The sequence below is a fragment of the Methylobacterium sp. Ger2507 genome (assembly GCF_055231875.1).
The window spans coordinates 181,358-207,182 of the sequence record NZ_JBUYVC010000001.1 but is presented as its reverse complement, the minus strand read 5'-3'; the positions used below and the strand labels follow the sequence as shown (position 1 = coordinate 207,182).

At 70.6% G+C, this 25,825-nt stretch carries 24 protein-coding genes and 1 riboswitch; of the genes, 12 read left to right on the top strand and 12 right to left on the bottom strand.

Annotated elements, in window-relative coordinates; genetic code table 11:
• Nucleotides 1-4: 4 nt before the first annotated feature.
• Together ACV7NL_RS01035 and ACV7NL_RS01030 are read right to left on the bottom strand one after the other, a co-directional pair.
• Nucleotides 5-1,105 (bottom strand): acyltransferase family protein, encoded by a 1,101-nt coding sequence (locus tag ACV7NL_RS01035; protein ID WP_463354675.1) that lies wholly within the window; start codon nucleotides 1,103-1,105, stop codon nucleotides 5-7.
• A 123-nt stretch (nucleotides 1,106-1,228) separates the two neighbouring features.
• Entirely contained in the window at nucleotides 1,229-1,603 is a 375-nt protein-coding gene (locus tag ACV7NL_RS01030; protein WP_056182222.1) for a hypothetical protein, read from the bottom strand.
• Between the two features lie 320 nt (nucleotides 1,604-1,923).
• Here ACV7NL_RS01030 and ACV7NL_RS01025 point away from each other — a divergent pair, with 320 nt between their 5' ends.
• Together ACV7NL_RS01025 and ACV7NL_RS01020 are read left to right on the top strand one after the other, a co-directional pair.
• Nucleotides 1,924-2,715 carry a zinc metalloprotease gene (locus tag ACV7NL_RS01025; RefSeq protein WP_463354674.1) on the top strand — a complete coding sequence of 264 codons (792 nt, stop codon included), beginning with the start codon at nucleotides 1,924-1,926 and terminating at the stop codon, nucleotides 2,713-2,715.
• Between the two features lie 121 nt (nucleotides 2,716-2,836).
• Complete coding sequence (locus ACV7NL_RS01020; RefSeq protein ID WP_056485910.1) at nucleotides 2,837-3,091, top strand: hypothetical protein; 255 nt, start codon at nucleotides 2,837-2,839, stop codon at nucleotides 3,089-3,091.
• A 100-nt stretch (nucleotides 3,092-3,191) separates the two neighbouring features.
• On the opposite strand, the gene ACV7NL_RS01015 is transcribed toward ACV7NL_RS01020, so the two are convergent.
• A complete protein-coding gene (locus ACV7NL_RS01015) occupies nucleotides 3,192-3,914 on the bottom strand; it encodes a BA14K family protein (protein ID WP_463354673.1) in 723 nt (240 codons plus the stop codon).
• Nucleotides 3,915-4,064: 150 nt separating this feature from the next.
• Nucleotides 4,065-4,173: riboswitch (TPP riboswitch) on the top strand.
• A gap of 79 nt (nucleotides 4,174-4,252) precedes the next feature.
• On the opposite strand from ACV7NL_RS01015, the gene thiC reads away from it, so the two are divergent.
• Nucleotides 4,253-6,145 carry a phosphomethylpyrimidine synthase ThiC gene (gene thiC, locus ACV7NL_RS01010; RefSeq protein WP_463354672.1) on the top strand — a complete coding sequence of 631 codons (1,893 nt, stop codon included), beginning with the start codon at nucleotides 4,253-4,255 and terminating at the stop codon, nucleotides 6,143-6,145.
• Between the two features lie 20 nt (nucleotides 6,146-6,165).
• Here the strand turns inward: thiC and ACV7NL_RS01005 are convergent, their stop codons facing one another.
• The 3 genes from ACV7NL_RS01005 to ACV7NL_RS00995 form a co-directional block, all read right to left on the bottom strand.
• Nucleotides 6,166-6,489 carry a TY-Chap domain-containing protein gene (locus ACV7NL_RS01005; RefSeq protein WP_056182234.1) on the bottom strand — a complete coding sequence of 108 codons (324 nt, stop codon included), beginning with the start codon at nucleotides 6,487-6,489 and terminating at the stop codon, nucleotides 6,166-6,168.
• Nucleotides 6,490-6,846: 357 nt separating this feature from the next.
• Nucleotides 6,847-8,301, bottom strand: coding sequence for a Y-family DNA polymerase (locus tag ACV7NL_RS01000; protein WP_463354671.1), 1,455 nt, complete (start codon nucleotides 8,299-8,301; stop codon nucleotides 6,847-6,849).
• A gap of 55 nt (nucleotides 8,302-8,356) precedes the next feature.
• On the bottom strand, nucleotides 8,357-9,139 hold the full coding sequence (locus ACV7NL_RS00995) for an ImuA family protein (protein ID WP_244476950.1): 783 nt from the start codon (nucleotides 9,137-9,139) through the stop codon (nucleotides 8,357-8,359).
• 366 nt (nucleotides 9,140-9,505) lie between these two features.
• Between ACV7NL_RS00995 and ACV7NL_RS00990 the strand changes: the two genes are divergently transcribed.
• From ACV7NL_RS00990 to ACV7NL_RS00980, 3 genes are all read left to right on the top strand, one after another.
• A complete protein-coding gene (locus ACV7NL_RS00990; RefSeq protein WP_056484696.1) occupies nucleotides 9,506-10,438 on the top strand; it encodes a collagen-like domain-containing protein in 933 nt (310 codons plus the stop codon).
• A gap of 144 nt (nucleotides 10,439-10,582) precedes the next feature.
• Nucleotides 10,583-11,308 (top strand): TerB family tellurite resistance protein, encoded by a 726-nt coding sequence (locus ACV7NL_RS00985; RefSeq protein WP_056182243.1) that lies wholly within the window; start codon nucleotides 10,583-10,585, stop codon nucleotides 11,306-11,308.
• Nucleotides 11,305-12,060, top strand: a complete 756-nt coding sequence (locus tag ACV7NL_RS00980) for an N-acetylmuramoyl-L-alanine amidase (RefSeq protein ID WP_056182245.1) — start codon at nucleotides 11,305-11,307, stop codon at nucleotides 12,058-12,060. The genes ACV7NL_RS00985 and ACV7NL_RS00980 overlap by 4 nt, the downstream gene beginning before the upstream one ends.
• 77 nt (nucleotides 12,061-12,137) lie before the next feature.
• On the opposite strand, the gene ACV7NL_RS00975 is transcribed toward ACV7NL_RS00980, so the two are convergent.
• The gene (locus tag ACV7NL_RS00975) at nucleotides 12,138-13,163 is read right to left on the bottom strand and encodes a TerC family protein (RefSeq protein WP_463354670.1); all 1,026 of its coding nucleotides are present in this window, start codon (nucleotides 13,161-13,163) and stop codon (nucleotides 12,138-12,140) included.
• A gap of 207 nt (nucleotides 13,164-13,370) precedes the next feature.
• Between ACV7NL_RS00975 and ACV7NL_RS00970 the strand changes: the two genes are divergently transcribed.
• On the top strand, nucleotides 13,371-14,642 hold the full coding sequence (locus ACV7NL_RS00970; RefSeq protein WP_463354669.1) for a TIGR03862 family flavoprotein: 1,272 nt from the start codon (nucleotides 13,371-13,373) through the stop codon (nucleotides 14,640-14,642).
• Nucleotides 14,643-14,729: 87 nt separating this feature from the next.
• Here ACV7NL_RS00970 and ACV7NL_RS00965 read toward each other — a convergent pair whose 3' ends face one another.
• The gene (locus tag ACV7NL_RS00965; RefSeq protein ID WP_056182251.1) at nucleotides 14,730-14,999 is read right to left on the bottom strand and encodes a hypothetical protein; all 270 of its coding nucleotides are present in this window, start codon (nucleotides 14,997-14,999) and stop codon (nucleotides 14,730-14,732) included.
• Nucleotides 15,000-15,204: 205 nt separating this feature from the next.
• Here ACV7NL_RS00965 and ACV7NL_RS00960 point away from each other — a divergent pair, with 205 nt between their 5' ends.
• The 3 genes from ACV7NL_RS00960 to ACV7NL_RS00950 all read left to right on the top strand — a co-directional run bounded on the left by ACV7NL_RS00960 (nucleotide 15,205) and on the right by ACV7NL_RS00950 (nucleotide 20,480).
• On the top strand, nucleotides 15,205-15,864 hold the full coding sequence (locus ACV7NL_RS00960; RefSeq protein ID WP_463354668.1) for an urease accessory protein UreE: 660 nt from the start codon (nucleotides 15,205-15,207) through the stop codon (nucleotides 15,862-15,864).
• A gap of 51 nt (nucleotides 15,865-15,915) precedes the next feature.
• Nucleotides 15,916-16,926, top strand: coding sequence for a tRNA dihydrouridine(20/20a) synthase DusA (dusA, locus tag ACV7NL_RS00955; RefSeq protein ID WP_463354667.1), 1,011 nt, complete (start codon nucleotides 15,916-15,918; stop codon nucleotides 16,924-16,926).
• 272 nt (nucleotides 16,927-17,198) lie between these two features.
• Nucleotides 17,199-20,480 carry an autotransporter domain-containing protein gene (locus ACV7NL_RS00950; RefSeq protein WP_463354666.1) on the top strand — a complete coding sequence of 1,094 codons (3,282 nt, stop codon included), beginning with the start codon at nucleotides 17,199-17,201 and terminating at the stop codon, nucleotides 20,478-20,480.
• 73 nt (nucleotides 20,481-20,553) lie between these two features.
• Here the strand turns inward: ACV7NL_RS00950 and ACV7NL_RS00945 are convergent, their stop codons facing one another.
• The 3 genes from ACV7NL_RS00945 to cobS are packed head-to-tail and all read right to left on the bottom strand — an operon-like array spanning nucleotide 20,554 to nucleotide 22,323.
• The gene (locus ACV7NL_RS00945; protein ID WP_463354665.1) at nucleotides 20,554-21,243 is read right to left on the bottom strand and encodes a retropepsin-like aspartic protease family protein; all 690 of its coding nucleotides are present in this window, start codon (nucleotides 21,241-21,243) and stop codon (nucleotides 20,554-20,556) included.
• Nucleotides 21,240-21,455, bottom strand: coding sequence for a DUF1289 domain-containing protein (locus ACV7NL_RS00940; protein ID WP_463354664.1), 216 nt, complete (start codon nucleotides 21,453-21,455; stop codon nucleotides 21,240-21,242). Before ACV7NL_RS00940 ends, ACV7NL_RS00945 begins: the two co-directional genes overlap by 4 nt.
• A gap of 49 nt (nucleotides 21,456-21,504) precedes the next feature.
• The gene (cobS, locus tag ACV7NL_RS00935; RefSeq protein ID WP_463354663.1) at nucleotides 21,505-22,323 is read right to left on the bottom strand and encodes an adenosylcobinamide-GDP ribazoletransferase; all 819 of its coding nucleotides are present in this window, start codon (nucleotides 22,321-22,323) and stop codon (nucleotides 21,505-21,507) included.
• Between the two features lie 102 nt (nucleotides 22,324-22,425).
• Here cobS and cobT point away from each other — a divergent pair, with 102 nt between their 5' ends.
• The gene (gene cobT, locus ACV7NL_RS00930; RefSeq protein WP_463354662.1) at nucleotides 22,426-23,451 is read left to right on the top strand and encodes a nicotinate-nucleotide--dimethylbenzimidazole phosphoribosyltransferase; all 1,026 of its coding nucleotides are present in this window, start codon (nucleotides 22,426-22,428) and stop codon (nucleotides 23,449-23,451) included.
• Nucleotides 23,452-23,507: 56 nt separating this feature from the next.
• Here the strand turns inward: cobT and ACV7NL_RS00925 are convergent, their stop codons facing one another.
• The gene (locus tag ACV7NL_RS00925) at nucleotides 23,508-25,043 is read right to left on the bottom strand and encodes a sensor histidine kinase (protein WP_056488426.1); all 1,536 of its coding nucleotides are present in this window, start codon (nucleotides 25,041-25,043) and stop codon (nucleotides 23,508-23,510) included.
• 293 nt (nucleotides 25,044-25,336) lie between these two features.
• Here ACV7NL_RS00925 and ACV7NL_RS00920 point away from each other — a divergent pair, with 293 nt between their 5' ends.
• Nucleotides 25,337-25,792, top strand: coding sequence for a (2Fe-2S)-binding protein (locus ACV7NL_RS00920; RefSeq protein ID WP_056184965.1), 456 nt, complete (start codon nucleotides 25,337-25,339; stop codon nucleotides 25,790-25,792).
• Nucleotides 25,793-25,825 lie beyond the last annotated feature (33 nt).

Sequence of the window (25,825 nt, the reverse complement as noted above, 5' to 3'; positions counted from 1 at the left end):
CGGATCAGACTGCCCGGAGCGATGCCACCTCCGGCCGCGTCCGTTCGCCGACGATGTGGAACGCCCGGGGCCGCACGAACAGGAACGACAGGCGCGTGTGGCGCACGAGCCGCTCGAAGGCCAGCGGGACCAGGATCGCCACCACGGTGACGACGAGGCTCGCGAGCCCGATGTCGGTGATCGCCCCGGATTTCACGATCAGCGTTCGGGTCAACGCCATCGGCAGGAAGAACGCCAGGTAGATCACGATCGAACGCTGGCCGCAGGCCCGCAGGGCCGCCGTCACCGGTCCGCCCGTGCGGGACAGCAGGGCGCCGATGGCGACGACCGCGAGGGCGCCCGCGCCGCTGAGGATCAGGGCGAGGCCCGGCAGGGCCGCCAGGACCGGAACCGCCCGGAACCCGGTCGGGACGAAGACCAGGGCGGCGTTGACCACGGCCCACAGGGCCAGCCCGATCAGGGCGGTGCGGGCGTGGCGCTGCACCAGACCGGCGAAGGTGAAGATGCGCTCGGCGAAGAGGTAGCCCACCAGGAACCAGACGTAGCGGTCGCAGAATTCATCGACGAGCTCCGCCCCGGTGTGGATCGGCAGCACCTGCAGCAGGGCCGCGCCGCCGAGGAGCCACGGCAGGGGCACCCGCCGAAGAGCCTTGGTCAGCACCGAGAACACTGCCAGCAGGTAGATGAACCACAGGGTGGAATAGGGCTCGATCAGGGCCTGGGCGAGATGGGCGACGAAGGCGCCCGGGCCGGCCCCGTCGACGATCTGGCCGTACTTCACCGCCGACTGGATCAGCACCCAGAGGAGGTAGAAATAGACGAAGTGCACGAGGCGCCGGTCGAGGAAGAGGCGCCAGTCACGGTCGATGACCCGACCGAGAAACAGGCCCGACAGCAGGAAGAAATCCGGGATTCGGAACGGGCGCGCGAAGGCCACCACAATGTGGAGGAAACCCTCGCCCTCCATCGCGATGCCGGTGCCGAGGGTCGAATGCATCATCACCACGAGGATGATGCAGAGGCCCTTGGCGACATCCACCCAGGCGAGCCGGTGGCTCTCCTTCGCGGACACCCCCGCATGCCGCTCCGCTCCGACCACCGTCATGATCCCGCCCCTGCCCACCGGGGGGGCAGTTTCGGCGCAGACCCTTAAGGAGGCGGATACGCGGCCGAACGCGCCGGGATCATGCCGAATGTGGGGTTAAGGAGCCGGTGGCGATTGTCCCGGTCAGTGCGGGTCGCGCTTGGCGCTCCGGCGCCCGCGGGTCATCCGCGTCGCGGCGTGGAAATCGTCGGGCTTGGTGCGGACCCAGGCCAGGAACTCCGCCATCTCGGGGGCGGCCCGCAAGGCGTCGACGTCGGCGAGGCGGCGGGCGATCTCGGCCTCGCTGAAGCGGGCATGGATCGCCGAGTGGCAGATCTGGTGCAGCCGCACCGTGCCGGCTCGCGCGCCGCCCTTCAGCTTCGGGGTGAGATGGTGCAGGCTCGACTTGGCGTGCGGCGGGATCGCGCGCTCGCAAAGCGGGCAGATGACCGCCGGCTTCGCCTGGGAGCCGTGCGTGGTCGGGTCGTCCTCTCGCCAGAGCCGGGCGCGTCGTCCCACGGTGTTCTCCTGATCAGACCCGCCGGGGGATTGGGCTCGACGAGGTGTTGGTGCCGACGAGGTGTTGGTGCGAACAAGGTCCTGGTGCGGACAAGGTCCTGGTGCCGATGATCGGCAGTGTTCCGGCGGCGGGGCCGGGAAAATCCGAAGCTTCCAGGCAGGTAGGGACTGGACTTTGGCGTGTCACCAGCGATGTTGCGTCGCGTGAAAGCCCCCGATCCGTCCACCACCTCCCGCATGGTCTTGCGCGCTCATCGCGGTGCGGCCCGCCCGCGATCCGCATCGGCGGTCAGGGTCGAGTGCCGCGCGGATTGATGGGCATGGCAGGGTGCGTGCGGGGAAAGGGGCGGATCGGCCTGAGCACGAACGTGCTGCTGGTCGGACTGATCTTCAGCGGGTTGGGCTTCGGGATCGGAGCCGACCTGATGGAAGGCTCGGGCGCCGCCTTCGTGTTCCTGATGGCCGGGTGGGTGCTGGGGCTCTGCCTGCACGAATTCGGCCATGCCGAGGCCGCTCGCCTCTGCGGCCTGCCCGCGGCCGGGAGCCTCAGCCTCGATCCGCTGCGCGCGCCGAATCCGCTGGCGACGATGCTGTTGCCGACCGTGTTCACGATCCTGGGCGGGCTCGGCTTTCCGGGCGGGGTCGGCGCGTCCCCCGAGGGCGTTTCGAGTCCGGCGCGCCGGTCGATGATCGCCGCGGCCGGCCCGGCGATGAGCCTCGCCTTCCTGGTCGCGCTCGTGGTCCTGTATGCCCTGGCCAGTCCCGCGGCGGAGACCCTGCGGGCCGCCCTGGCCGTCTCGGTGCTGTTCCAGGGCACTGCCCTGATCCTCGGCCTGATGCCCGTGCCGGGCCTCGACGGTTACGATATCGTCCGCCCCTGGATCTCAGGCCCTGCAACGGCCCGGGCCGGGACCGCCCCATCACGCCCGTCCGGCATATGGACCTGGGCGGATCGGATGGCCCGGCATTCGAGCCTCGTGCTGCTCGGCATCTTCCTGGTCTCCGGCGCCTTCACCCGCCCGCTCTTTCGCGCGAGCCTGCGGCTGACCGCCGGCCTCGGCATCGATCTTGCCGACGTCATCACCGGCTACAGGCTCGTACGCCTCTGGTGATCGCGGGCGGCGATCGGTCGGGGGTGCGTCCGTGGCGCGTGAGGATCGCGCGGCTTTCGTGCTAGGTGCGCTCCGCACCCGGACCCGGCTCGCTCCGCCGCGGAGCCGGTGGAGACCCAAGATGGCCCTCAAGACGACGTTCCTGGTCCAGACCTTCGTGATCAAGCGCAAGCGGCTCTCGCCGGGCGACCGGGAGGTGGCCGTGACGGAGAGCGGCGCCCTGAAGAAGGCCGAGGCGATGGCCGGCCGCTTCCCCGGCACGGCGGCGATCAAGGTCGTGGCCGACGACGAGACGGGCGAACTGGAAAGCGCCACCATCCTGGGCAGCTTCGGCGAGATCCCGGACGATTTCGCCGAGAGCCTGCAGGGCGGCTGAGGGCAGACCAGAGTCGGATCCCGGGTTCCTCGACGCACGAAGGCCCCGCCTTTCGGCAGGGCCCTCGCGGGTATCGGGGGATTCGTGCTTGGCTCGGATCTTACGGGCAGGCGTGGCGCTGGCCGTCATTGCCCAGATAGGTCCCGCTCCGGCGATCGTAGGAGCGGAAGCGCTGGACGCAGTAGGCGACATCGTTGCCGGCAGGCGCGACTTCCGTGGTTTCCGCGTAGCCGGCCGGGGCGTAGGCGCCGCCGTAGGGCGCATAGCCACCGCCGTAATAGGCCGGCGCGTAGCCGCCCGCGTAGTAGTCGTCGCCGTAATAGCCGCCATAGGCGCTGCCGAGGCCGTAGCCGATGCCTGCGCCGGCAAGACCCAGGCCGAGCCCGAGGCCGATTCCGCCGTAGCCGCGACGATACCCGTGGCCGTAGCCGCGGCCGGCGAAGTGGCCCCGATCGAAGCCGCCCCGGTGTCCGGCGAAGCCCGCGCGATTGAAGCCGCCCCGGAAGCCGTTATTGGCGGCGAAACCCGCTCCGGCGCCGAGACCAGCCCCCGCACCGATCACACCACCCCGGTTGAAGCCGCCGCGGTTGAGGCCACCCTGGGCCAAGCCGCCGCGGAAGCCGCCGCCACCGAAGTTGCCACCGCGGAAGCCGCCGCCCGCGAATCCGCCGCGACCGCCGAATCCGCCGCCACCGATTCCGCCGCCGTGGAAGCCGCCGCCGCCACCCCGGAACCCGCCGCCGCCCGGACGCGCGTCGGCGGTCACGGGAATCATCGAGAGGGCACCGACCAGGGCGGCCGAGGCCAGAAGAATGCGCTTCATGGGAGAAATCCTATGGTGGCATGCCGATCGTAGAGACCGGACGTCTGATCAGTAAACGCGGGACTGAGCGACGAAGTTCGTCTTGGACGACATTCCGCGTCGGTTTGTCAGGGCAACGATTGACAAACGCGACGCCGACCTTGAATCTGGAACCATTCCGAGGGGGGCCCCGAGTGCGGGGGCTGAGATTGGGCGCGTCGCCCTGACCCTTGAACCTGATCCGGTTCGTACCGGCGGAGGGACGGGAATTATCAGAAGCGGCGCGTGGGTTCAGGCGTCGTCCCATCCAAACCGCCGTTCGCGAGTCCGGATCGTCTCCCACGCCAGGAGCGACCCCGATGAATGCACCCGTTCTCCCGAAAGATCTGCCGCAGGGCCAGGCGCCCGCGGTGACCACCGGCCCGATCATGGGCTCGCGCAAGGTCTATGCGGCGGTGGCCGGGCATGACGACATCCGGGTGCCGTTCCGCGAGATCACCCTGAGCGATCCGAAGGAAGCGCCGGTGCGGGTCTACGACCCGTCGGGCCCCTACACGGAGACCGATGCGGGGATCGACCTCAGCGCCGGCCTGCCGCTGGTGCGCGAGCCCTGGATCGCTCGGCGTGGCTACGCCACCGTGACCCCGCGCGCGGTCAAGCCCGAGGACAACGGCTTCGTGCCCGAGGACAAGCTCGTGGCCCCGTGTCCGGCCACCCGCGAGATCCGCAAGGCCGCACCGGGCCAGATGGTGACGCAGTACGAGTTCGCCCGCGCCGGGGTCATCACCGAGGAGATGATCTACGTCGCGCACCGCGAGAACCTGGCGCGCGAGACGATGCTGGAGGGCGCCCAGGCGGCGCTCAGCGACGGCAACAGCTTCGGCGCCGCCCTGCCGGCCTTCATCACGCCCGAATTCGTGCGCGACGAGGTGGCTCGCGGCCGCGCCATCATCCCGGCCAACATCAACCACCCCGAGGTGGAGCCGATGGCGATCGGCCGCAACTTCCTGGTCAAGATCAACGCCAACATCGGCAATTCGGCCGTGACCTCGTCTGCGGCCGAGGAGGTCGAGAAGCTGGTCTGGGCGACCCGCTGGGGCGCCGACACGGTGATGGACCTCTCCACCGGGCGCAACATCCACAACATCCGTTCGTGGATCGTGCGCAACTCGCCGGTTCCGATCGGCACGGTGCCGATCTACCAGGCCCTGGAGAAGGTCGGCGGCGATCCGCTGAAGCTCGACTGGGAAGTCTTCAAGGACACCCTCATCGAGCAGGCCGAGCAGGGCATCGACTACTTCACCATCCATGCGGGCGTCCGCCTCGCGCACGTGCCCCTCACCGCGCGCCGGGTCACCGGCATCGTCAGCCGCGGCGGCTCGATCATGGCGCGTTGGTGTCTTGCCGGGCACCGCGAATCGTTCCTCTACGAGCGCTTCGACGAGATCTGCGACATCATGCGGGCCTACGACGTCTCGTTCTCGCTGGGCGACGGCCTGCGCCCCGGCTCCATCGCGGATGCCAACGACGCGGCGCAGTTCGCCGAACTCGAGACTCTGGGCGAACTCACCAAGATCGCCTGGGACAAGGGCTGCCAGACCATGATCGAGGGCCCCGGCCACGTGCCGATGCACAAGATCAAGGTGAACATGGAAAAGCAGCTGGTGGAGTGCGGCGAGGCGCCGTTCTACACCCTCGGCCCGCTGACCACCGACATCGCCCCCGGCTACGACCACATCACGTCGGGCATCGGCGCCGCCATGATCGGCTGGTTCGGCTGCGCCATGCTCTGCTACGTCACCCCGAAGGAGCATCTCGGCCTGCCCAACCGCGACGACGTCAAGGAAGGCGTGATCACCTACAAGATCGCGGCCCATGCGGCAGACCTCGCCAAGGGCCACCCGGCGGCGCAGCTGCGCGACGACGCTCTCTCGCGCGCCCGGTTCGACTTCCGCTGGGAGGACCAGTTCAACCTCTCCCTCGATCCCGACACCGCCCGCGCCTATCACGACGAGACCCTGCCGAAGGACGCCCACAAGGTCGCGCATTTCTGCTCGATGTGCGGTCCGAAGTTCTGCTCGATGAAGATCACGCAGGACCTGCGCGCCGAGGTGCTGGCGATGGAGGCGGCCGGCCAGGTTCTGGGCGAGGCGACGGCCATGAGCCAGGCCGAGCGCGAGGCCGGCATGGCGGCGAAGTCGGCCGAGTTCCAGGCCGAGGGCGGCAAGCTCTACGTCGACGCGGCGGAGTAGTCCCTTCCTCCCCGGATCGGTCAGGGGCGTCTGACGGGTCCGGGGCAGGCACGAAAAGGAAGGATCGCCATCGGTGCCTTGAACGCGAGCTGGGTCTCCATCCCTACGCCGTAGGCATCGTAAAGCGCACCGAGCATGAGCTTGGCTGCGATGTCATAGTCCGGTGGTGTCCCGAGCGTGATCTCCCGGGTGTGGTTTTTCGTCTGATCGGTTTGGGTAAATCCCAACTGCCGCAGAGCCGCGTCCGAAGCGTGCGAGAGCTCGAAGCGCAGTGTCGCTGATTGAGGGCCATAAGCACCGGACGAAGCTTCGCAGAACATCTTCGTGTCCTCATCGAAGAACATGCATTGAAGAACATGCATTGCACGTAGCTCTGGTCCAGTCGGGCATCGCTGACGACGAGGAACCGATCCCGAGAGGTTGAGCGCGGGCCAAGCCGGTGGATACTGCGCACCCGCTCGATGACGGCGCAGCGACGGGCTTTGATGAAGGCTGCCCGGTCGCGATCGGCTGGAGCCGCGTCGGAGGGCGGACCGGAGGCGGCCATCAGCATCGCGTAAGCGATGCAGCGGGTTCCGATTCGCCCCAAGGTGGTGAGGGTCATTCCAGCGGCTCCCGATTCCGATCGTCGGGAGAATCATCGCCCGCGCCCGTCATGCAGTCTGTAATTGCATCACGGGGCTTCTCCGCCATCTGTCATCTCAGGCGAACAGCCCGTGCACGAACCAGCGCGCCGGCGCCGGTATCGCCGGAACTTCTTCGCGATAGACCCAGAGGCGGCGGCCGGCCTCGTCCTCCACCACGTAGTAATCGCGCGTCGGGCCGGGGGCATGCCACCACTCGTCGGCGATGCGCTCCGGGCCGTCCGCATGGGCGATGCGATGGACCCGGCGGCGCCAGCGGAAGCGGTGCGGCGGCCCGTCGGGAGCCAGCGCGATGACGTCCTCGGCCGCCTCGCCCCGGCTGAGCAGCACCAGCGGGCGCGGCGGCAGGCGCGCGCGGGCTCCCGGATCGGGCCGGTCCGCCTGCGCGGGGAGGCTGGCGCGCCACGGCTCCGCGGCCTCGGCCTGCTCGGGCAGATGGGTCTGGCGAAACCCGAGCCGCATCATCCGCCGGCCGAGGCGCTGGCGCAGGGCATCGCCCAGATGCTCGGCGCCTTCACACCCGCCGGAGGCCTCCATCAGCGTCGCCTGGCGTGCCGTGATCGTGCCCGTGGCGGTGACGTCGAGACTGACGGTCTCGAAGCCGAACCCGGCATCGAGGGCCGGGCCGAGGCGGTCGAGGCGCAGGGCGAGCAGGCGTCCGATCTGGCTCGGGCAGCGGGTCGGCAGGCTCAAGCCGAGATCGAGGGTGCGCAGGATTCCATCGACGCGGGTCAGGGTCAGGCGCACGGCCCGGGCACCGAGGCCGGCCGCCTCCAGCCGGGGCCCAATGCGCTCCATCAGACCCATGGCGGTGGCCACGATGGTCTCCGGCTGCCCGATCGGTTCGAGGAAGCCGCGCACCGCCTGGAATTCCCGGGGGTCCTCGGCGGTGACCAGGGGGTCGGGCCGGTGTCCGAGGGCCTGATCGAGGCGCAGCAGCAGGGTTTCGCCGAAGCGTCGGGCCAGCGGTGCCCGGGGCGCCGTGGCGAGGTCGCCGATTCGGCGCAGGCCGAGGCGGGCCAACGCCTGCGCCATGGCCGCATCGAGGCGCAGGGCCGAGACGGGCAGGGCGTGCAGGGCCTCCGCGTTGCAGCCCGGAGCCACGAATCCGCCTCCGCCATGGCGCGCCAGGGCGAAGGCGCAGGCCGGCGTATCGGCGAGCGCGATGCGGGCCGTGATGTCGCGCGTCGACAAACGCCGGGCGAGGTCGTCCATCAGCGCGGCTTCGCCGCCGAACAGGTGGCTCGCCCCCGCGATGTCGAGGAAGAACCCGTCGCCGCCCTCCGCCGGGCCGTAGGGGGCGACGACGGGCGTGTAGCGCTTGGCCCAGAGGCACAGGCGGTGCAGCGCGGCGGCATCGGCCTCCGGATCGGCCGGATGGACGGCGACCGGCGTCCCGATCCGGGCGCGTGCCCGGGCCAGGGTTTCGCCGGGCGCGAGGCCGAGCGCGCGGGCGGCCGCGTCCACCGCCACCAGGCGCAAGCCGTTGGCCTCCATGGCGGCCACGACCATCGGGCCGCCTTCGCCGGTCCCGCCTTCGCCAGGGCCACCTTCATTTGGGCCGCCATCAGCCCGAGCGCTGGGCGCGTCGTTCGCCGAGGATGCCGCCTGGGCCCGCCTCAGCCGCGTGATCGGCCAATGCTCCAGCCAGACCGAAACGATGCGCGGCATGATCCCACTCCAGAAGCCAATGTCCGGTCCGTCCGTTGCGGCTCCGGTCGAGCGTCACCTGCCAGCACGGCCGCTCGATGCAGCCGAAGCGGTCGCGCAGGGCCTTGCCGGCGGCGACCCGCCAGCGCGTCGCCGCCACGTTGGGGCTGTCCGCCTCCGGTGGTCTCAGCACGAGGAGCAGCAGGTCGGTGCGGGCCGCCGCGAGATGGAGCCGGCGGCTCTGGGCGAGAGGCAAGGCGGCATCGATGAGGCCCGCCACCGCCGCCAACCCCTGCGCGCGCAGGGATTCCTCGAGCGCCCGGTAGGCGTCGCCGTCGCTCGCCACGTCGAACAGCAGCAGGCGGCCGGGATCGAGGCCGAGCCCGGCCAGCCCATGCCCGTAGGGGAGGGGGTGCCCCCGGCCCACCACCAGCAGGGCCTCGCCGCGCACCCGGGCGAGGTGGCGCGCCACCAGCGCGAGGGCGAAGCCCAGCGCCGCCGGTTCGTCGCCCGCCTGCGCCGGGGCGATCTCGTGCAACTGCCCGAGGGCGAGGCCGCCCTGGGCGAGGCGTGTATCGACGTCGTGGATGCCGAGGGGCAAGGCCCCCCGGAGGACGGACGTACCCCCGCGATCGGCCACGAGGGCGCGCAGGGCGGCCAGATCCAGGGGCGCCAGATCCAGGGGTACACTCGAACTCAAAACATCCGGACCCGAAGCATCCGGACCCGAAGCATCCGGGCTCGAAGCATCCGGGCTCGAGGCGTCCGAATCTGGCGCATTCGCCGATGACGTCTCGGTCTCCGCGTCGGGAGGGTCTTCAGGGCTCTGTCTCATCGGCTCCGTTCCATCCCGCTACGCTAAGAACAAAACAGGAACACACTCAATCGGTTTCCGGGGGGATTCAGAATTTCGCTCGTGCTCAAGGACTTGGCCTGTGGACGGCTGTGGATGCCTGTGGATGGCGGTCTCCGGGCCGGCCGATCCGCCACGCTTGACCCTGTGGCGAGGGCAGGGCAGCACTCCTCACCTGCCGCGCAGAAGACGCGGATCAGCCGGGAGAACTCCATGCGTCTCGCTCGTGCCCTCGTGATCCTGTCGGGCCTGATCACCGTCGCGGGCGGCCTGCCCGCTGCCGCGCAGACGGCGGCCCAGCCCAGGAGCGAGGCGGCCAGAACGCGCCGGCCCCAGGCCGTGTCGCAGCCGATCCAGGTCTACGATGCCCGTTTCGAGAACGGGGACCTGCGCATCTCCGGCAGCGTGCGCAAGCCGGGCACCGTGGTGGTGCTCGACGAAGACATCTCGATCATCGCCGACAGCCGGGGCCGGTTCGTGTTCCGCCTGCCCTACGTGCCCACCAACTGCATCGCTACCCTGAAGGCGGGCGAGGACGAGCGCGAGGCGGTGATCGCCAATTGCGGCCCGGCCGGCCAGCCCGGCCCGAAGGGCGAGACGGGGCAGAAGGGTGACACGGGCGACAAGGGCGAGACCGGCCCCGCCGGACCGCAGGGCGTCGCCGGCCTGCCCGGTCCCCAGGGGCCGAAGGGCGAACCGGGCGCCAAGGGCGAGACCGGTGCGAAGGGCGAGACCGGTCCCAAGGGTGAGGCGGGACCCAAGGGTGAGGCGGGACCCAAGGGCGAGACGGGACCCAAGGGCGAGGCCGGCCTTAAGGGAGAGGCGGGCGCGAAGGGTGATCCGGGCGCGAAGGGCGAACCGGGCCAGAAGGGATCGGCTGGCGAGCGCGGCCCGGCGGGCCCGAAGGGCGAAGCCGGTCAGGCCGCCCTCGCGGCCGCCGCACCCGCTTCCCCGTTCCGGGTCGTGCGCCAGGACACCTGCCCGGCGACGGGCTGCGCGATCACCTGCGAGGGCACCGAGATCCTGGCTTCGGCGCTCTGCCTGAAGGGCGGCAGCGCCATCGTGACGGCGGGCGCCGACGGAACCTTGAGTGCCGCCTGCCCCAGCGAGAGCCAGGGTCTCGTCGGCCTCTGCGCCCGACGCTGAGGCGCCTCTCGCCTATCGCCGAACCGAAGCCGTCCGGTGTAAGGACGCGCTTCGTTTCGCGCCGATATCGATTCTGCCCTTGTCGATCCCCCTCATGCCGCTTGCCCGTTCCAGCATCCATCCCAGCCCCCGCGAGGCCATCCGATGAGCCTTGGGATCTGGGGCAAGCTCGGCGGCACCGGAATCGGCCTCGCCATCGGCGGCCCCCTCGGCGGCCTCGTCGGCGGGGTCGCCGGGCACTTCCTGGTCGACCGCGAGGGCGCGCTGTTCGGCACCACGCCCCGCGACGTGGTGTTCACCACGGGCCTGGTGGCGCTCGCCGCCAAGATGGCGAAGTCCGACGGCGTGGTGACGCCGGCCGAGGTCGAGGCCTTCGCCAAGGTGGTGCAGGTGGACGAGCGGGCCCGGCCCGGCGTGCAGCGCCTGTTCGATCTCGCCAAGGGGACTTCGAACGGCTTCGAGGCCTATGCCCGCCAGCTGGCCACCACCTTCCGTGACGAGCCGGCCCTGCTGGAGGACGTGCTCGACGGCCTGTTTCACATCGCCAAGGCGGACGGCGCCATCCACGAGGCGGAGGAGCGCTACCTGCGCGCGGTGGCGGAGACCTTCGGCTACGACGAGGCCGCGTTCCGGCGCATCGCCGCCCGGCATGTGCGCCTGTCCGACGACCCCTACCTGGTGCTGGGTCTCGATCACGACGTCGACGATGCCGCCCTGAAGGCGGCGCACCGCGCCCTGGTGGTGGAGAACCACCCGGACCGCGCCATCGCCCGCGGCCTGCCGCCGGAGGCGGTGGCCATCGCCACCCGCCGGCTCGCGGCCATCAATGCCGCCTATGACCGGATCACCGCCGAGCGGGGCCTGCCATGAAACCCACCCCCGAGAGCCCCATCGCCACCAGCGTCCACCCTTCGCCGAACCACGGTGAGCGCCGGGCCGGCCCGATCGACCTGCTGATCCTGCACTACACCGGCATGGACAGCGCGGCCGCCGCCCTGCAACGCCTCGCCAACCCGGTGGCGGAGGTCTCGGCCCATTACGTGGTGCTGGAGGACGGCCGCGTGGTGCAGATGGTGCCCGAGGGGCGACGGGCCTGGCATGCGGGCCAGGGCTCCTGGGGGGGAATCACGGATATCAATTCGCGCTCGCTCGGCATCGAGATCGTCAACGGAGGCCATGCGGGCGGGCTGCCCGCTTATCCCCCGGCGCAGATCGAGGCGGTGATCGCCCTCTGCCGCGATCTCACCCAGCGCTGGAACCTCGCCCCGCACCGGATTCTTGCCCATTCCGACGTCGCGCCCGAGCGCAAGGAAGATCCGGGCGAGCATTTCCCGTGGGAGACCCTGGCCCGCGCCGGCATCGGCCACTGGGTGGCGCCGGCCCCGATCCGCGACGGACGCTTCTTCGCGCAGGGGGATGCGGGGCCGCCGATCGAGGCGCTGCAGGCGATGTTCGCCCTCTACGGCTACGACCTGCCGGTGAGCGCCACCTTCGACGCGCGCATGGGTGCGGTGGTGACGGCGTTCCAGCGCCACTTCCGCCCGGCCCGCGTCGACGGCGTGGCGGATGCCTCCACGATCACGACGCTGCGGGACCTGATCGCGGCCCTACCGGGGCGGTAGCGCACCCGGATGCGCAACCCTCCCCCTCTGCGGGGAGAGGGAAGAGCCGGCGTGAAACTCCAGGCACAGGTCGCCGCTCACGCGCGGTGCTGCGCCGCCTCGCCGCCCTGCGCCTGCATATCCTCCGCAACGGTAACGCGGGTGCGCCAGAGGCTGTAGCTGACGCCGGCCACCAGGAACACGATGGTCACCGCGAGCGAGACCCACGGCGGCACGTGGACGAGGTCGAAGGTATCGGCCACCACGATCTTTCCGCCGATGAAGATCAAGATGAAGGCCAAAGCCGTCTTGAGATAGGCGAAGCGATCCACCATCGCGGCAAGCGCGAAGTAGAGCGCGCGCAGGCCCAGGATCGCGAAGATGTTGGAGGTGTAGACCACGAAGGTGTCGGTGGTGATGGCGAAGATCGCCGGCACGCTGTCGACGGCGAAGATCACGTCGGCGCCGTTCACCAGGATCAGCGCCAGGGCCAGCGGGGTCAGCCAGAGGGCTGTCTTGCCGGTCTTCGGGTCGGGTTTGCGCACGAAGAAGTGCTGCCCGTGCAGCTCGGGCGTGATCCGCAGGACCCGCTGCAGGAACCGGACGGCCCGGTTCTCGCGGATGTCGCCCGGCTCCTCGTCCTTCGAGAACAGCATCTTGAGGCCGGCGAAGATCAGGAAGGCGGCGAAGATCGACAGCACCCAGGCAGCCTGGTGCACGAGGGCCGCGCCGAGGCCGATCATCAACCCGCGCAGCAGCACGGCCGCCAGGATGCCCCAGACCAGGACCCGGTGCTGGGCGGCGCGCGGGATGCCGAGCGCGGTCAGGATGACGGCGATCACGAAGACGTTGTCCATCGACAGCGACTTCTCGACCACGAGGCCGGCCACGTATTCCTGCCCGGTCTGCGGACCGAGAAACCACCAGACCCACCCGCCGAAGATCATCCCGAGGGTGAAGTAGAACAGCGTCAGGAGCAGGCTCTCCTTCACGCCGATTTCGTGGTTCTTGTCGCGGTGCAGGAGCCCGAGATCAAAGGCCAGCAGCCCGGCCACGAGGGCGTGGAACCCAAGCCACATCCATACGGGCTTGCCGAGCCAGTCGTAATACAGAAAATCAACCATGACGCAGGACCGTCGATGCTTCTTGAGGAGAGAAAGCATCGGCTCCGACATCACGGAATGCATCATGCAGCATCCCGCCAGAGGGGCCCGCAGCCGATGAGGCGCAGTTGGGACTCGCCCGATGGCGAATCAAGGGCGAAGACCGGCTGCGTTTGAGAAGACCGGCTACGCTTGACAGGCGTGCCGCGCGACGGCTTCCCAGAACGCATGACTGAGATTGAACGGAGCGGCCCGAACACGTGTGAACCGCAGCCCTGCGATCCGAAGGCCCGTGGCCCTGCCGTGATCGGCGGCGGCCCGGCCGGTCTTGCGGCAGCGGAGGTGCTGGCGCAGGCCGGGCATGCCGTCACCCTGTACGACCGCATGCCGAGCGTCGGCCGCAAGTTCCTCATCGCCGGGCGCGGCGGGCTCAACCTGACCCATTCCGAAGCGCTGCCGGCCTTCCTGGCGCGCTACCACCCGGAGGGCGGCACCCTGGCCGGGGCCATCACGGCATTCCCGCCGGACGCCCTGCGCGGCTGGTGCGACGACCTCGGCCAGCCGACCTTCGTCGGATCGAGCGGCCGCGTCTTTCCGGAGCGCTTCAAGGCTTCGCCCCTGCTGCGCGCCTGGCTGCAACGCCTCGAGGGCCTGGGTGTCCGCATTCGAACCCGCCACCGGTTCACCGGCTGGGCGGCCTCGGGCGGCCCGGTCTTCGAGACGCCGGAGGGCCGGATCGAGACCGCCCACCGCCCGGTGCTCCTGGCGCTCGGAGGCGCGAGTTGGCCCCGCCTCGGCTCGGACGGGACCTGGGTGCCGCTCCTCGAAGGCGAGGGCGTCGCGGTGGCGCCGCTGAAGCCCGCCAATGTCGGCTTCACCGTGCCCTGGACGCCGGTCTTCGCCGAGCGCTTCGCCGGGACGCCTCTCAAGCGCATCGCCCTCGCGATCGACGGCACTTCGGTTCGCGGCGAGGCCGTGATCAGCGCCGACGGGATCGAGGGCGGGGCGATCTATGCCCTCTCGCGCATCCTCAGGGCGGCGACGGAACGGGGCGACGCCGTAATGCACCTGGATCTGCGCCCCGATCTCGCCGCGGCCACCCTGGCGAAATCCCTGCGCGATCCGAAGCCCGGGCTGTCGCTCGCCAACCGCCTGCGGAAGGATGCGGCCCTGCCGCCGGTGGGCATCGGCCTCCTGCGCGAGGCCGCCCATCCGCTGCCCGTCACCACCGAGGCGCTGGCGGCGCTGATCAAGGCGGTGCCGATCCGCCTCCTGGCTCCGCGCGGGCTCGACCGGGCGATCTCGACGGCAGGCGGTGTGAATGGTCGCGAACTCGACGCACGCTTCATGCTGGCGCGGCGGCCCGGCACCTTCGTGGCCGGCGAGATGCTGGATTGGGAGGCGCCCACGGGCGGATACCTGCTCCAGGGTGCCTTCGCCTCCGGCCGCGCGGCGGCCGAGGGCATGCTGGCCTGGATGGCGGCCCGGACAGAGGCATGAGACAGACGCATGAAAAAGGCTCCCTCTCGGGGGAGAGGGAGCCTCGCGGTCCGGCGCAGGCCTGAGGGCCGTACGGGTTTTGGGGTCTCAGCGGCAGTACACGTCGCCGTAGGCGTCGCGGTAGGTGCCGTAGGGGCAGCGGGGAGCCGTGGAGGCGCCAACGATGGCGCCGCCGGCGCCGCCGATGGCCGCACCCGCGAGCGCACCGCCGGCGCGGCCGGTGGCGGCTCCGCCGATGGCGGCACCCGCGAGGGCGCCGAGGCCGGCGCCGCCGAGGGCGCGATCCTGCGGCGTGTTGCAGGCGCCGAGCGAGAGGGCGAGGGCGCCCGCGAAGGTGGCGGCGATGAGCTTCTTCATGGTTCCGAGACTCCCTTGTGCGTCGTGACCCGGCCTTCGGCCGTGATGTTCGTGCCGCCCGAGCTTAAGCATTCCACCTCGGAAATGCACCCCGTACGGCTAAGGTTCCGGCCCGCCTTTCCGTTTGGTGAAAAAACCCTCTAGTGATGCGGCCTTCAGGACCCATCGGGGTGGTGCCGGCCACCCCTTCCGACGCGAGGAAATCATGCAGCGCGCCACCGCCATCGTCCGCAAGGTCGCCGTCCGCGCCGATGCGATCGTCGACACGATCGTGCTCGATCACGCCGCCCGGCAGGCCCCGCCGGAGAGCCTGACGGCGGAGGGTGGCCTGAGTCTCACCCTCGCGCTGGCCAAGGCGGCCGCCTTCGAGGACGGCGATGCCCTGCGCCTGGAGGACGGCCGTCTCGTCGCCATCCGGGCCGCGGGGGAGCCGCTCCTCGAAGTGCGCGCCGAGAACCCGGCCCGGCTCCTGCGCCTCGCTTGGCAGCTCGGCGGAAGCCATGTCCCGGCCGAGATCGCGGCCGACGTGCTCTACGTGCCCCGCAGCGCCGCCGAACTGGTGCGCGGCCAGGGCTGCGCCGCCACCCCGGTGACCCGCGCCTTCAAGCCTGAGCGCGCTGCCCACGACCACAGCCAGTGCGGCCATGATCATCATGCGCATGATCACCACGCGCACGAACATCACGATTATGCCCATCACGATCACGATCACGGCCATTCCCATACGGGGCATGACCATGCGCACGACCATTCCCATGCAAGGCATGACCATGCGCACGACCACTCCCATGCGGGGCATGACCATGCGCACGACCACGGCGCCCCCGGCCATGTGCACGGGCCGGACTGCAAGCACGACCACTGAGCGGGCCGGCCCCGCGTTGAAGCTCCGGGCGCGGACGGTTATGTCCGGCTCATGATCGCCCGCGACCTCCGCTTTTCCATCGCGCCCATGATGGACTGGACCGACCGTTACTGTCGGGCCTTTCACCGCACGCTGTCGCGGCGGGCGCGCCTCTATACCGAGATGGTCACCACCGGGGCGGTCATCCATGGCCCGCGCGCCCGGCTGCTCGGTTTCGACGCGATGGAGCATCCGGTGGCGGTGCAACTCGGCGGATCGAACCCGGCCGACCTCGCGCATGCCGCCCGCATCGCCGAGGGCTTTGGCTACGACGAGGTCAACCTCAATGTCGGCTGCCCGTCCGACCGGGTTCAGGACGGGCGCTTCGGCGCCTGCCTGATGCGCGAGCCCGCCGTGGTGGCCGCGTGCGTCGCCGCCATGAAGGCGGCGGTGTCGGTGCCGGTTACGGTGAAGTGCCGCATCGGCGTCGACGACCAGGACACCGAGCAGGCCCTCGATGCCCTGGCGGAAGCGGTGATCGCGGCCGGCGTCGACGGCCTCGTGGTGCATGCCCGCAAGGCCTGGCTCCAGGGCCTGTCACCCAAGGAAAATCGCGACGTGCCGCCCCTCGATTATCCGCGGGTGGCGCGGCTGAAGCGGGCCCACCCCGCCCTGCCCATCGCCATCAATGGCGGCATCGCCACCATCGCCGACGCGCGGTCCCATCTCGCGGAGGTGGACGGCGTGATGATCGGTCGGGCCGCCTACAGCGATCCGGCGATCCTCCTCGACGTCGATCCGGTCCTGTTCGACGAGGCCGCGCCGGCCGCCGACCCGTTCGCCGCGATCACGGCCTTCGAGCCCATCCTCGCCGGATTCCTGCAGGACGGCACGCGCCTGCATGCGGTGACGCGGCACATGCTCGGCCTATTCAACGGCCGCCCGGGCGCGCGCGCCTATCGCCGGCACCTCTCGACCTTCGCCCTCCAGCCCGAAGCCGGGCTCGCGACCCTCCGGGACGCGGTCGAGCTGGTGGTGCAGGCCGAGCGCCGGATGAGCGCAGCCGACGCTGATGCGGCCTGAATCGCGTACGGCATGGTCCCGTTTGGATCAGCAAGTAAAAATTCGAGACCTTATGAATTTAATTGAATAGAAGCGTTCCGACGTTGCTTGAATATCACGGGTCTAGCGCTGGTAAAACATGACTACATTATGAACGGGCGGCTATGCCTGTTTGCCGCCATGCCTGCGGCGGCGCCCTCCCGCCGATTCGTTCGGGAGGGTCTTGCACGGGGGCAGAGATGCGACGTCATTCAGGTGTTTCCCTTTCCGGTCTTTCCCGATCCGGGGTCTCCGTGGCGGCGATCATCGCCGCTACGCTCGGCGCGACCGGCGCACGGGCCCAGTCGGCCCAGAATATCACGGCCACGGGCCTGGTTTCGGGCCTGAGCGTCCTTCCGAACACCAATGTCGGCATCGCCGACCTCAAGGCGAATCTTGCCACCGCGCTGGCGATCAACAACGGCGCAACCCCCGACCAGCAGCGCCGGGCCATCATCGACAACACCATCACCGGTTCCAACGGCGTCGCGCTGGCTGATGCCTTCGGCTCGCGCCTCGGTGCCATCTACCGGGCCGCGAGCCCGACCAGCGCGATCAATCCGGGGCCCGCCACGATCGGTCCAACCAGCCAGTCCTCGTTCTCGCCGAACGTGCTGCAGCTGATCCGTCAGGCGAATGCGGTCTCCGGAAGCGACTCGGCCTTCGCGAAGAACTATCTTGCCAACGGAACATTCTCGGGTTCGCTAACAACTTATGTCGGCCCGCAATACCTTCCCACCGGTGGCGTGTTCGGGGCCTATGACCGGATCTACGATCCTCCGGTTGGAGCCAACACGGTGGGCAATGCCCGCCCGGGACAGGTCCGCCTGGACCAGACGGCGTCCTTCACGCAGCCGAACTTCTTCGGCGTGCCGGCGAACAATAAGACGGACATTCTCCCGACCGTGCGCACCAACGCCGCCTACCCGAGCGGCCACACCACCTTCGCGCAGACCACAGCGATCCTGTTCGCCCAGCTCGTCCCAGAGCGCTTTCAGGAGGCCGTTGCGCGCGGCTCCGAATACGGCAACAGTCGCGTCGTACTCGCCGTCCATTATCCCATGGACGTCATCGCCGGCCGTATTCTGGCGACCTATGATCTCGTCCAATTGCTCAATAACAATCCGCAATACCTGAACTACGCCGTTTCGAGTTCGCTCACCACGACCAGCGACTTCCAGGCGCTGTTCAATGCCGCACGCAGCGACCTCACCGGCCTGTTCACCAGCCAGTGCGGCACCACGATTGCGGTCTGCGCCGCGTCGGGTGCGCCGGACCGCTTCGCCGACAAGGCCAAGACCAAGGCCGACTACACCTACCGGCTGACCTACGGCTTCGCGCCGGTCGGGCCAACCGATCTCGCCCCCGTGGTGCCGGTTGGCGCCGAAATCCTGCTAGCCACCCGCTTTCCCTATCTCACCGCCGCCCAGCGCCGCGACGTGCTGGCGACCACTGAGATCGCCTCCGGCCAGCCCCTTGACGACGGGTCGGGTTATGCCCGCCTGAACCTGTTGGCGGCGGCGGACGGGTACGGCGCGTTCAACGACGCCGTGACGGTGACGATGGATGCGGCGCAGGGCGGGGTCTCGGCCCTCGACAGCTTCAACAACGACATCGGCGGTCGCGGCTCGCTGACCAAGGCGGGCAGCGGCACCCTGGTGCTGACCGGCACCAACACCTATGCGGGCGGCACCACCATCGCGGGCGGCACCCTCGTGGCTTCCGCCGCCGGCCTCGGCTCGGGCGCCATCCTGGACAATGCCAGCCTGATCCTCCACCAGGCCACCGACGCCACCCTGGCCAACCCGATCGCCGGCCGCGGCACCCTGACCAAGACCGGCGCCGGCAGCCTCGCGCTGACCGGCCTCAGCACCCTGTCCGGCCCGGTCGGCGTCGCCCAGGGCCGGCTCGCGGTCGACGGCAGCCTGGCCAACGCGCTCGTGACGGTGGGCGACGGAGCCAGCCTCGGCGGCACCGGTACGATCGGCGGCCTCGCGGCCCAGGCCGGCGCCGTGGTGGCGCCGGGCAATTCCATCGGCACCCTGACCGTCGCCGGCAACGCCGCCTTCGCGGCCGGCACGACCCTCCGGGTCGAGGCCGACGCCGCCGGCCGGGCCGACCGCCTCGCCGTGGCCGGCACCGCGACGCTGGCGGGCGGCACCGTGCAGGTGCTGGCGGCCGACGGCGCCTACGCTCCGCGCACCCGCTACACCGTCCTGACCGCCGCCGGCGGCGTGCAGGGCCGGTTCGCCGGGGTCAGCGCCAACTTCGCCTTCCTGACGCCGACCCTCGGCTACGGCGCGAACGCGGTCGACCTGACCCTGACCCGCAACGACGTGGCCTTCTCCACCATCGCCCAGACCCGCAACCAGGGCGGCGTCGCCGACGCCATCCAGGCGGCGGGGGCCGGCAGCGCCCTCTACGCCCGCACCGTCGGCCTGAGCACGCCCGAGGCCCGGGCCGCCTTCGGGGCGCTCACCGGCGACATCCACGCCAGCGCCACCGCCGCCCAGTTCGAGACCGCCTTCTTCGTGCGCGAGGCCATCCTCGACCGCCTGCGCCGGGGGCCGGCCCCGGGCGCGGACGAGGCCGAGGATTACGGCGCCCTGCCGGCGACCTATAGCGCCGACCTGCCGGGCCGGGCCGCGCCCGTGGTGCCGGTGCCCATGCGGGTGCTCGACCCGCGGGTGTTCGGGCTCTGGGGCCAGGGCTTCGGCAGCTTCGGCCAGGCCCGCGGCGACGGCAACGCCGCCGCCCTCGCCCGCCAGACCTCCGGCTTCGTGCTCGGCGCCGATGTCCGCCTCGAGACCGGCTTCCGCCTCGGGTTCACCGGCGGCTACACCGTCACCAGCCTCGACAGCGCCGGGCGCCTGTCCTCCGGCACGATCCAGAGCGGCTTGGGCGGCGTCTATGGCGGCTTCGAGCGTGGGCCCTTCGCCCTGCGCCTCGGCGCGGTCTATGCCGACCAGGCGAGCCGCCTGCGCCGGAGCGTCACCTTCGCGGGCTTCTCCGACAGCGACACGGCCCGCTACGGCGGCTCCGCCGTGCAGGGCTTCGGCGAGATCGGCTACCGGTTCGTGATGGCGGCGGCCCCGGCGCCTGCGCTCCAGCCGACCTCCCTCGAGCCCTTCGTGGGCGGCGCCTACGTGTCGATCGGGCGCGACCGCTTCGCCGAGACGGGCGGGCTCGCGGCCCTGAGCGGCGCGGCCCAGACCACCGAGGTGGCGACCTCGACGGTGGGCGTGCGCGGCCAGACCAGCCTGGATCTGGGCGCCGGGGCGCCGGTGTCCCTGCACGGGCTGGTGGGCTACCGCCGGGCCTACGGCGAGGTGGTGCCGAAGGCGCTCCTCAGCTTCGGCGCCGGTCCGGGCTTCCTGACGGCGGGCACGCCGATCAGCCGCGACGCCCTGGTGGCGCAGGCCGGCCTCGACGTGCGGGTGGGCCGCGCCACCACCCTGGGCGTGGCCTATACCGGCCAGGTCGGCGAACGCGCCCAGGACCACGCCGTCAAGGGCAACTTCACCTACCGGTTCTGACAGGCGACCCACCGGGTCTGAGAGACAGGACGCCGCCCGCTCGGCCGGGCGGCGTCCTCGTTCCGCGAAAACGTCAGCGGCCGCGCAGCACCAACCGGTCGCCCCGGACCTCGAACGAGGCCAGCCGGTCGAGGAAACTCATGCCCAGGAGATTTTCGCGCAGGGCGCCCGGGCGGCTGATCAGGGCCGGGACGCGGCGCTCGACGATGGCGCCGACCCGGAGGCTGTCGAGGAAGGCCGGCGCCGCGACCGTGACGCCGTTGGCCGTCGAGACCCGGACGCTGAACTCCGATTCCGCCGGTCGGAGGCCGAGGGCGGCCGCACTCTCGGCGGTGAGGACGACGGAACTCGCCCCGGTGTCGAACTGGAATCCCTGAGACTGACCGTTCACCTCGGCCCGGACGTGAAAATTGCCGTCCGAGCGCCGGGTGATCGTCACGGTGCCGTTCGGGCCCGTGACGGCGCTGCCGGGCCGTACCGCCCCGAGCATCCGGTCGCCGATGACCCGTGCCTCGTCGCGATAGGCGTAGCCGGCCACCAGTGCCGCGCCGAGGGCGCCCCAGATCAGGAGGGCCGTGAGGTTGGCGCCCATGCGGCCCCGGAACTGGTGCCAGAAGCCGGCCGCCACCACGGCAAGGAGCCCGGCGCTCATGGCCAATTGGGCGAACTGGTCGGGCTCCATGCCGACGATGCGCTGGGTGTCGTCCGAGAACAGCAGGACCGCGAGGGCACCGCCCAGGAGAATCAGGCCGAGGGCCATCATGAGGCGGCCGGGGAGGGGGCACGCGCCGGGAAGGCGGCGCGCAGCCGCGCCTCCAGGGTGGCCATCACGGCCCGCCGCTGCGTCTCGGAGAGGGAGCCCCACAGGGCGATCTCGTCGCGCGTGCGGCCACAGCCCTCGCACAGGCCGGTCGCGGCATCGAGAAGGCAGTGCTTGGTGCAGGGACTGGAAGGTTTGGGACGGGTCTGGGTCATCGCCCCTGTCCATGACGGGCTGGGGCCACGCGATCAAGCCCGGTCGCCGTCAGGCGGGGATCGCCGCCAGCAGCCCGAGCAGCGCCGCGATCTCCGCCGCCTGCTGGGCAGCCCCGACCACATCCCCGGTCTGGCCGCCGATCTGGCGCTGCGCCAGGGCGGTGACGCCCAGGGCGGCGGCGAGGCCGAGGCCGATCATCAGGCCGCCGCCCCAGGGCGGCAGCCCGAGGGCGAGAGCCGCCAGCGTGAGCGCGAGCGCGAGGGCCGTCGCGGTGGCCAGGGTTTCCCGGCTCGGGCGGCCGACGGAGGCGCCGGCGCCCCCCGGCCGGGCCGGCGCCAGGAGCGTCAGGGGTGCCAAGGCTGCGCTGCGCGACAGGGCGGCGGCCAGCACCAGGGCGAGAGCGGCCAGAGACCCGACCCGATCGAGGAGCGTCGCCAACGCGGCGATGCGCAGGGCGAGCGACAGCATCAGGGCGACGCCCCCATAGGCGCCGATGCGGCTGTCGCGCATGATCTCCAGGCGGCGGGCCGGATCCGCTCCGCCGCCGAAGCCGTCGGCGACATCCGCCAGCCCATCCTCGTGCAGCGCGCCCGTCACGAGGACGCCCGCCGTCACCGCCAGACTTGCCGCCAGGAACGGCCCGAGGCCGAGCCCCCAGGCCCCGAGCAGAACCCCGGCACCGGGCAGGCCGAGGATCAGGCCGGCGAGCGGCAGCATCCGGGGCAGGGAGCGGAAATCCGGCACCGCGTGCGGGTCGCCCTCGCCGGGCAGCCGCGGCACCGGCAGGCGGGAATAAAAGCGCAGGCACCCGGCGAGGTCGTAGGCCAGGCGGGCCCCCGGAAAAGCGGGTTCGGCCTCCTCGTTCATCGCGATCCTGCCTTGCCTTCACCACCCGCGTCGCGCCCGTTATAGCTGCCGCAACGGGCGGCCCGCCATCCTGGCGCCGGGGCCGGCCACCGGAATTGCCTCATGACCGACGCCACCACCCCGTTCAGCGATATCCGCCGCCTCGTCGAGACCCTGCCGGGGCCGGACCGGGACGCGGTGGCGATGGTGGCCGAGCGCGACGCCACCCTGACGAAGCCGACCGGCGCCCTCGGACGCCTCGAGCACCTCGTGTCCTGGCTGGCTGCCTGGCAGGCCAAGGGCCAGCCGACCCTCGATCGCCCGCTGGTCTGCGTCTTCGCCGGCAGCCACGGCGTCACCGCCCGGGGCGTCTCGGCCTTTCCGGACGCGGTGAACCGCCAGATGCTCGACAATTTCGCCGCCGGCGGTGCGGCGATCAACCAGATCTGCGCCGCCTACGGCCTCGGCTTCAAGGTGTTCGACCTCGCCATCGACATGCCCACCGGGGACATCACCACGCAGGCCGCCTTCGACGAGAAAGCCTGCGTCGCCACCATGGCGTTCGGCATGGAGGCGGTGGCCGCCGGCACCGATTGCCTCGCGCTCGGCGAGATGGGCATCGGCAACACCACCGTGGCGGCGGCGATCTACGCGGCCCTCTATGGCGGCGAGGCGGCGCATTGGGTCGGGCGCGGTACCGGCGTCGACGCGGCCGGGCTCGCCCGCAAGGTCGCGGCGGTGGAGGCCGCACTCGCCCATCATGCCGGCCATCTCGCCGATCCGCTGGAGATCCTGGCCCGCCTCGGAGGCCGCGAGATCGCCGCCATCGCGGGGGCGATCCTGGCCGCGCGCCTGCAGCGGGTGCCGGTCATCCTCGACGGCTACGTGGCGACCGCCGCCGCCGCCATCCTGCACGCCCTCGACCCGTCGCTCCTCGACCACTGCCTCGCCGGCCACGTCTCGGCCGAGGGCGCCCATGCGGACGTGCTCGAGCGCCTCGGCCTCGTGCCGCTGCTGGCGCTCGGCATGCGCCTCGGCGAGGCCTCTGGCGCGGCCCTTGCCCTCGGTCTCCTCAAGGGCGCGCTCGCCTGCCACCGCGACATGGCGACGTTCGCCCAGGCCGGGGTGTCGGAGCGTAGCGCCGGCTGAGCCGCTTCCAGGGCGGCGCCGGCTCTGAACGGCGCCGGCTTCAGGCGGCACCGCTTTCAGGCGGCACGGGCCCGCTTCTCGGCGGGAGCCGCCGGGGATTCGCCGGGCACTTCCAGGGCCGGCAGGGTCTCCATCACCCGGCTCGCCGGGAAGATCACGATGACCTCGGTGCCCTCGCGCGGCTTCGACTTGAGCTGAAAGTTGCCGCCGTGCAGGTCGATCAGGCCCTTCACGATGGGCAGACCGAGGCCCGAGCCCTGTTCGGCCGTCTTGATCGCCAGCGATCCGCGTCCGAACGACGACATCACGGTGCCGATCTCGTCCTCGGGGATGCCCGGCCCGCTGTCCTTGACGCTGACATACTGGCCGCCCGACGAGGTCCAGCCGACCTTGATGGTGATCTCGCCGCCCGGGGGCGTGAATTTTACCGCGTTCGACAGGAGGTTCAGCACGATTTGGCGCAACGCCCGCTCGTCGGCCCAGAGCCGGGGCAGGCTATCATCGATGAACTCCTGGATCATCTGGTGCTTGCCGCGCGCGCGCAGGCCCATCATGTGGCGGCACTCCTCGACCGCATGGCCGAGCTGGACCGCTTCCTCGTTGAGTTCGTAGCGTCCGGCCTCGATGCGCGAGAGGTCGAGGATCTCGTTGATGAGGTTGAGGAGGTGCAGCCCGCTGTCGTGAATGTCGGAGGCGTATTCCTTGTACGAGGCCGCCACATGAGCGCCGAACACCTCGTTCTTCATCACCTCCGAGAAGCCCAGGATGGCGTTGAGCGGCGTGCGCAGCTCGTGGCTCATGGTGGCGAGGAAGCGTGATTTGGCCAGATTGGCCTCCTCTGCGCGGCGCCGGGCCTCGTCGGAATTGGCCTTGGCCTGTTCCAGCTCGCCGAAAATCGAGTCTTTTTCGGCGTGCGATTGCAGAGCCTCGACCGTCGAGGCGTAGACGCGGCGTCCGAGCCCCAGGAAGAACAGCTGCGCGACGACCACCATGGTCACCAGCAGCATGGTGTTCATGTCCTGCGACACCGCCAGGAGCGACAGCGCGGCGATGCAGAGCGGCACCAGCGCCGCACAGGCGGCGGCCGGCAGGGTCGCGGCCAGCATGGTCGCTTTGGCGGCCACGATGACGAGGCCGAACAGCACGAAGGTGCGCGCGCCCAGGGCGCCGACCAGGACCATCATCGCCCAGGCGGTGCTCTGCAGGAATTCCGCCGTCATGAACGCCCGGCGCCAGCGCCGCACGGAGACCGTGGCCGGGTCCTGCGCCAGAAAGCGGCGCGTCAGTAGCTTGGAGAGCGCCACCGTCGCCAGAAGGCACAGGCCCCAGGCTCCCGCCACGATCGGCTGCACCCAGATCGACGCGACGCCGGCGACTAGGAGGCCCAGCAGCGCCAACGGGATCACCGCTCCCGAACGGTACTGCGCATAGACCCGGATCAGTTCGTAATCGAAGGCGCGTTCCAACCCACTCGTCGAGGTGAGCTTCTCCCGGGCCGAGCGCATGTCGCGCGCGACTTCGCGACGACGGGCCACCTCCTGTGCGGAGGGCCCGCGGCCACGCTGAATCATTTCCGCAGTCAGGTCGGTCATCACCGTCTTGAGGATTCGGGGAGGCATCGCGGTCGATGTCGGGACCGCCGAGAGGCCGGGATACGCGACGTCCGAGACTGCTGGGCATGTGTTAAGAAGGGCCTGCCGGAACCGGCCGAATTGTCGGAATTTTCCGGCCGTCCACTGTTGTTCGGGGGGGACGTCGGCGGCGCCTCACGACCTTGATCCAGGATCGAGCCGCACAGGATCGACTTCGCGATCGTGTGCTGGCGCACATGGTTACGCCGCGGCAAGGATTAGCCTCATTCCAAACTGTGCATCGGGAGGTCGGGATGCTGAAACTCACCGTCAACGGGGTCGCCCATCAGGTTGATGCCGATCCCGACATGCCGCTCCTCTGGGCTTTGCGCGATCATCTGAATCAGACCGGCACGAAGTACGGTTGTGGCATCGCGCAATGCGGCGCCTGTACGGTCCATCTCGACGGACAACCGGTTCGCGCCTGTCAGACCCGCATCGGCGATATCGGCGAGGCGAAGATCACCACGATCGAGGGTGTCTCCGGCAAGGTCGCTGAGGCGGTACGCACCGCCTGGCGCGGCCTCGACGTGGTCCAGTGCGGCTATTGCCAGTCCGGCCAGATCATGTCGGCGATCGGCCTCCTGTCCGAGAACGCGAAGCCGACGGATGCCGACATCGACGGCGCCATGGACGGCAACGTCTGCCGCTGCGGCACCTACCAGCGCATCCGCGCGGCCATTCACGAAGCGGCCCGCACCCTCGCCTGAGCGGGGGTTCAAGCCTTCGATCCGTCCGATTCT

Bases quoted from the DNA above. Each gene is read 5' to 3' on its own strand.
- ACV7NL_RS00940 (WP_463354664.1), bottom strand. From the start codon at position 21,455: ATGACCCAGACCCGTCCCAAACCTTCCAGTCCCTGCACCAAGCACTGC.
- ACV7NL_RS00980 (WP_056182245.1), top strand. From the start codon at position 11,305: ATGAAACCCACCCCCGAGAGCCCCATCGCCACCAGCGTCCACCCTTCG.
- ACV7NL_RS00970 (WP_463354669.1), top strand. From the start codon at position 13,371: ATGACTGAGATTGAACGGAGCGGCCCGAACACGTGTGAACCGCAGCCC.
- ACV7NL_RS01025 (WP_463354674.1), top strand. From the start codon at position 1,924: ATGGCAGGGTGCGTGCGGGGAAAGGGGCGGATCGGCCTGAGCACGAAC.
- ACV7NL_RS00990 (WP_056484696.1), top strand. From the start codon at position 9,506: ATGCGTCTCGCTCGTGCCCTCGTGATCCTGTCGGGCCTGATCACCGTC.
- ACV7NL_RS00975 (WP_463354670.1), bottom strand. From the start codon at position 13,163: ATGGTTGATTTTCTGTATTACGACTGGCTCGGCAAGCCCGTATGGATG.
- dusA (WP_463354667.1), top strand. From the start codon at position 15,916: ATGATCGCCCGCGACCTCCGCTTTTCCATCGCGCCCATGATGGACTGG.
- ACV7NL_RS01020 (WP_056485910.1), top strand. From the start codon at position 2,837: ATGGCCCTCAAGACGACGTTCCTGGTCCAGACCTTCGTGATCAAGCGC.
- ACV7NL_RS01000 (WP_463354671.1), bottom strand. From the start codon at position 8,301: ATGGTCGTGGCCGCCATGGAGGCCAACGGCTTGCGCCTGGTGGCGGTG.
- ACV7NL_RS01015 (WP_463354673.1), bottom strand. From the start codon at position 3,914: ATGAAGCGCATTCTTCTGGCCTCGGCCGCCCTGGTCGGTGCCCTCTCG.
- cobT (WP_463354662.1), top strand. From the start codon at position 22,426: ATGACCGACGCCACCACCCCGTTCAGCGATATCCGCCGCCTCGTCGAG.
- ACV7NL_RS00920 (WP_056184965.1), top strand. From the start codon at position 25,337: ATGCTGAAACTCACCGTCAACGGGGTCGCCCATCAGGTTGATGCCGAT.
- ACV7NL_RS00960 (WP_463354668.1), top strand. From the start codon at position 15,205: ATGCAGCGCGCCACCGCCATCGTCCGCAAGGTCGCCGTCCGCGCCGAT.
- ACV7NL_RS00925 (WP_056488426.1), bottom strand. From the start codon at position 25,043: ATGACCGACCTGACTGCGGAAATGATTCAGCGTGGCCGCGGGCCCTCC.
- thiC (WP_463354672.1), top strand. From the start codon at position 4,253: ATGAATGCACCCGTTCTCCCGAAAGATCTGCCGCAGGGCCAGGCGCCC.
- ACV7NL_RS00985 (WP_056182243.1), top strand. From the start codon at position 10,583: ATGAGCCTTGGGATCTGGGGCAAGCTCGGCGGCACCGGAATCGGCCTC.
- cobS (WP_463354663.1), bottom strand. From the start codon at position 22,323: ATGAACGAGGAGGCCGAACCCGCTTTTCCGGGGGCCCGCCTGGCCTAC.
- ACV7NL_RS01035 (WP_463354675.1), bottom strand. From the start codon at position 1,105: ATGACGGTGGTCGGAGCGGAGCGGCATGCGGGGGTGTCCGCGAAGGAG.
- ACV7NL_RS01005 (WP_056182234.1), bottom strand. From the start codon at position 6,489: ATGTTCTTCGATGAGGACACGAAGATGTTCTGCGAAGCTTCGTCCGGT.
- ACV7NL_RS00965 (WP_056182251.1), bottom strand. From the start codon at position 14,999: ATGAAGAAGCTCATCGCCGCCACCTTCGCGGGCGCCCTCGCCCTCTCG.
- ACV7NL_RS00945 (WP_463354665.1), bottom strand. From the start codon at position 21,243: ATGATGGCCCTCGGCCTGATTCTCCTGGGCGGTGCCCTCGCGGTCCTG.